Source organism: Saccharopolyspora sp., assembly GCF_017434145.1.
GTDB lineage: Bacteria > Actinomycetota > Actinomycetes > Mycobacteriales > Pseudonocardiaceae > Saccharopolyspora_C > Saccharopolyspora_C galaxeae.
Genome location: NZ_JAFRFW010000896.1, coordinates 1 through 4,027 on the forward strand (window position 1 = coordinate 1; position 4,027 = coordinate 4,027).

A 4,027-nucleotide genomic window follows, 5' to 3' on the forward strand; every position below is an offset into this window, starting at 1 on the left:
CGCGCCGCCGGGTACTTCACCACGACCAGCGGCCAGTGGACCGCGTTCGTCGAAGCCGTCAAAGACGGGCGCTTCGACGGCTGAACCTAGCGATGATCCCCGGCGGAACGCGACCGCCGGGGATCACGCATGAGGCGACCCCGCAACGCGGCCGACTAGTCGAGTTGCGTCCACCACCAGGCGATCGACGGGAAGGGCAGCGGCTCCGCGCGGCGCACCGCAGGAGAGTCCACAACGGACCCATTCAACCGCAGCCGTACGGCCGGAGTGATCCCGTCCGCGGCGTAGAGCACGGTGTACCGGGGAGTCCGCAGGCTCCAGTCGATGTTGGCGCGGATGCCGTGGGCGAGGCTGTCCAGGTAGATCCGCAACGGCTCGGAGGCGCCGCGGCGGACCTGCTCGCGCAACCGCAGGAACAGCAGCATCAGCCGGTCCCGGTAGGCGATCGCGGTCGCCTCGGCTTCCTGCGCATCGGTGCCGGTGACGGTGCGCACCGCGTCGGTGAGGTTGTGCCCGTCCTGCTGGCCGAGCATTTCCTTGTGCCGGGAGACCCGGTCGTTGTCCAGCGCGGCCACCATCCAGAACAGTTCGGTCAGCGCCCGCACCGGCGCGGCGTGCAGTTCGGAACCGGGAATTTCGGCCGCGTTCGCGAATTCGAACATGGATTGGGTCGGCGGGCCGCCGCAGTCGTGCAGGCGGACGACGAAGAAGTCGTCGAGGGTCTTCGGTCCACCCGCGGCGCGTTGCGCGTTCTGCTGCACGACTCCGAACAACCACCTGCGGTGCGCGTTGATCCACCGTTCGGTCTGGGCAGGAGTCGCCAGCCGCCGGTAGGAATGCGCCAGATCGCAGAGCCCGAGCAGGTGCGGATCCCCGCGGCACAGCGATTCATCACCGGTGTCCAGGATGCGCAGCAGTCGCGCGGCCACCGGGATGAACCGGGTCGGGTCCGTGCAATTGCCGCCTTCGTCGCAATGCGCGTCGTCGAGGGAGAATCCCCAATACACCCAGTTCGCGGCGATCTGGTACTGCTCGGTCACCGCGTTCGGCACCATTCCGCCGTAGAAATCGGCCGAGGTGGAGGCGTACCAGCGCTCCAGTTCGCCCGCGTTGCGCACCAGGCCGAGCCGCTGCGCCCACTGCCCGGAACGGCGGTGCACCGCGTCCTTGTCCGGGTGCATCACGGGTTCGATCGGGCAGAAGAAGGGCGGGATTTCGATGTGCTGCTCGGTCGGCCCGGCGTCGGGCTCCGCCGGTGCCGCGCTGCTCGTCCGCACGTCCATGTTCACCCCGAGATCGTCGTTGCGGCGGTTCACCTGGGAAAGCAGAGCCGGAGCGCCGGGTGGGGCCGGCGCTCCGGGCGGGCTCACGTCCGGGTCAGGTACAGGACGAGCCCGTAGGGCTGGTGCAGCCAGATCTGCTGTCCGGTGCCTTCCAGCCGCGAGTTGTCGAATTCCCGCGGACGGTATTCCGGGTTGACCACCACCCAAACCCGTTCGACCAGCCAGCCGGGGTACTCGCCGGCCGGGTGCATTCGGATGTAGGTGGGAAACCGCTCCAGGTCCTCGGTTTCCAGTTGCGGACGTCTGGGGTCTTTGTACTGGGCGTCGGTGACGTTGGCTCCTTCGCCGAGCACGAACCGGTCGGTCTCGCCGCGCCGGAAGTCGTCCCGGCCGGTGCTGAGCCCGAATTCGCGTCCGGCGATGCCGAGGTAGACATCGCTTCTGGTGTCCGCGTTCGCTGCGTCGGCGGTGGCGATGTTCGCTTCGATCCGGGTGATGGACGCCATGCTCGCCTCACTTCCTCTGCTCGTTCCGGCGCTCCCGCCGGGTTTTCGGAAACGGGGGAGTGTGCTGGTAGCGGAAATGTCCCGGGAACGGAATCGATTCTAAGGCTCGCGCGGCGGCGTCGGCACTGCGCTGAGCGGGTCACGCCCTTGACACTTTGGTGCGCGGGTGCCGAATTGTTCCCGATCGAGCTCGGGGTGTTCCGGTGGCGCGGAAAATTGCGGTTTCAGCGCGGTGCCGGCCAGGACTCCAGCGTGCGCCGGGTCTCGAAGCGCCGCAGCAGGCCGGTGCGCGGATCCCGGAATTCGAGCACGGACGCGAGCAACTGCAACGGGTCGGTGAAGTCGTCGTCGGCGCGGTCCCGGACCTGCGGGTAGAGGTCATCGCCCGCGATCGGCACACCCAGCGCGGCCAGGTGCACCCGCAGCTGGTGGGTGCGTCCTGTCGTGGGCAGCAGCCGGTAGCGGCCCAGGCCGTCGCGGTGCTCGATGAGCTCCACGCGGGTTTCGCTGTTCGGCGGGCCAGGAACCTCTTGCGCCTGCAGCACACCGCGTTCTTTGACGATCCTGCTGCGCACCGTGCGCGGCAGCACCAGCTGTGGATCGTGCCGGGCCACGGCGAGGTATTCCTTGCGCACCGCCCGGTCCTGGAACAAGCCCTGGTACTCGCGGCGCGCATCGGGCCGGACGGTGAACAGCACCAGCCCGGCCGTCATCCGGTCCAGCCGGTGCGCCGGGCTCAGCTCCGGCAGCTCCAGCTCGCGGCGCAACCGCACCAGCGCGGTCTCGGTGATGTGCCCGCCACGGGGCGTCGTCGCCAGGAAATGCGGCTTGTCCGCGACGAGGATGTCCGCGTCCCGGTGCAGCACCTCGACGGAGTGCGGAACGGGCGGTTCCGGCGCGGTTTCGCGCTGCATCCACAGCGAAGTGCGCGGCGCGAACGGGGTTTCGGCATCGACGAGCCCGCCCGGACCGGCGACCCGCTGCTCGCGCAGCATCCGATCGACCTCGGCTGCGGCGATGGGCAGCCGGTCGACGAGGTGGTCCCGCATGGTCGGCCACGTCCCGCCGTCCGGCGTGCGCAGCCGCACGGCGTCCAAGCCGTCCCGCTGCGGGAACGGGGAACGGGGTTTGCGTCGCATCGCTGCCCAGCTTATGAGCCCGTCTTTGAACTCGTTTTGGGTAGGTGCCCGGGTAGCGGAACCTCATGCGCCGGTGCTCGGGTTGCGTACGTGGCGGAAGCGGCTGACGCCGCTTGAAAAGGGCAAACACCCAGCGTCGAACTTGGGATCCAAGACCGGCGCCAAGGGCTCCTCGCAGACGCATCTGCGCAGGTGATAGCGGGCCCAGCGGCTCGTTGCGTGATCGACCACTTCGCGGACAGCGCCCGTTCGGCGCAACTCGCGCCCACGCTGTGGGACGGCTCGGGCGGCGATTGACGCCCGGCGCCGGTGGCGCAAGAATCCTCGGCATGAGTTCTGGCCTGGTCGCTCGCTTGCACGTCGATCTGCGGCGGCACGCAAGCGCGATCTGTGCTCGCTGAGCCGGAACGCGGCCGCGCCCGTCGTCCTTTGTGGACTTCCGTGGCGGAGTGACCGAGCGGCTAGGTAAGGGCCTGCAAAGCCCTTCACGCGGGTTCGAATCCCGTCTCCGCCTCAAAAACCAGCCCGCACGTCCGTCCATTCCGGACAGGAATCGGCTGATCCTCGACGGACGCCCGATGCGCGTTCCAGGTCGAGCGCACCTGCCGCGGCCCGAAGCCGAGCAGCAGCGGGCTTTCCGGCCGCAGTCCCGCAATCGCCGGGCGCGCGGCTCGGTGGACCACATCGAAACTCCTGTGGAGGAGGCAGCGTTGACGCCGCTTTCGGTCCTGGACCTCGCACCGGTGTCCGCCGGGAGCACCGCTGCCGAGGCGCTGCACGACACCGTCGACCTCGCGCGGCACGTCGACCGCCTCGGATATCGGCGCTTCTGGCTGGCAGAACACCACCTGGCGCCCGGGGTGGCATCGTCATCTCCCGCGGTGCTGATCGGCTCCGTGCTCGGCGCCACCGGCCGGATCCGGGTCGGCTCCGGTGCCGTGCTGCTCGGCCTGCACACGCCGCTGCGCGTCGCCGAGGACTTCGGCACCCTCGCGCACCTGCACCCGGATCGCGTCGACCTCGGCCTCGGGCGTTCCGGACTGGCCAAGGCCGCCGAGCTGGCCACCGCACGACAAGGGGCGCCGCGACCGCTGGAATC

Annotated in this window: 5 protein-coding genes and 1 tRNA gene; 3 read left to right on the forward strand and 3 right to left on the reverse strand. The window is 69.4% G+C overall.

The genetic code is table 11. The features are described 5' to 3' along the window. Positions 1–155 precede the first annotated feature (155 nt). The 3 genes from IJH84_RS24230 to IJH84_RS24240 all read right to left on the reverse strand — a co-directional run bounded on the left by IJH84_RS24230 (position 156) and on the right by IJH84_RS24240 (position 2,928). Positions 156–1,316 carry a terpene synthase family protein gene (locus IJH84_RS24230; protein ID WP_295149464.1) on the reverse strand — a complete coding sequence of 387 codons (1,161 nt, stop codon included), beginning with the start codon at positions 1,314–1,316 and terminating at the stop codon, positions 156–158. A 50-nt stretch (positions 1,317–1,366) separates the two neighbouring features. Beyond that, positions 1,367–1,789 (reverse strand): hypothetical protein, encoded by a 423-nt coding sequence (locus tag IJH84_RS24235; protein ID WP_200072196.1) that lies wholly within the window; start codon positions 1,787–1,789, stop codon positions 1,367–1,369. 224 nt (positions 1,790–2,013) lie between these two features. Next, positions 2,014–2,928, reverse strand: a complete 915-nt coding sequence (locus IJH84_RS24240; protein ID WP_200072197.1) for a pseudouridine synthase — start codon at positions 2,926–2,928, stop codon at positions 2,014–2,016. Positions 2,929–3,257: 329 nt separating this feature from the next. Between IJH84_RS24240 and IJH84_RS29375 the strand changes: the two genes are divergently transcribed. The 3 genes from IJH84_RS29375 to IJH84_RS24250 form a co-directional block, all read left to right on the forward strand. Continuing rightward, positions 3,258–3,329, forward strand: coding sequence for a putative leader peptide (locus tag IJH84_RS29375; RefSeq protein WP_367269089.1), 72 nt, complete (start codon positions 3,258–3,260; stop codon positions 3,327–3,329). A 42-nt stretch (positions 3,330–3,371) separates the two neighbouring features. Further along, a tRNA-Cys gene (locus IJH84_RS24245) sits at positions 3,372–3,442 on the forward strand. Between the two features lie 196 nt (positions 3,443–3,638). Continuing rightward, positions 3,639–4,027, forward strand: a 389-nt coding sequence (locus IJH84_RS24250; RefSeq protein ID WP_295149470.1) for an MsnO8 family LLM class oxidoreductase, incomplete at its 3' end; no start/stop codon positions are given.

What these genes read in the sequence shown, in the direction of transcription:
- IJH84_RS24240 (WP_200072197.1), bottom strand. Translation starts at nt 2,928, where the DNA reads ATGCGACGCAAACCCCGTTCCCCGTTCCCGCAGCGGGACGGCTTGGAC.
- IJH84_RS24235 (WP_200072196.1), bottom strand. Translation starts at nt 1,789, where the DNA reads ATGGCGTCCATCACCCGGATCGAAGCGAACATCGCCACCGCCGACGCA.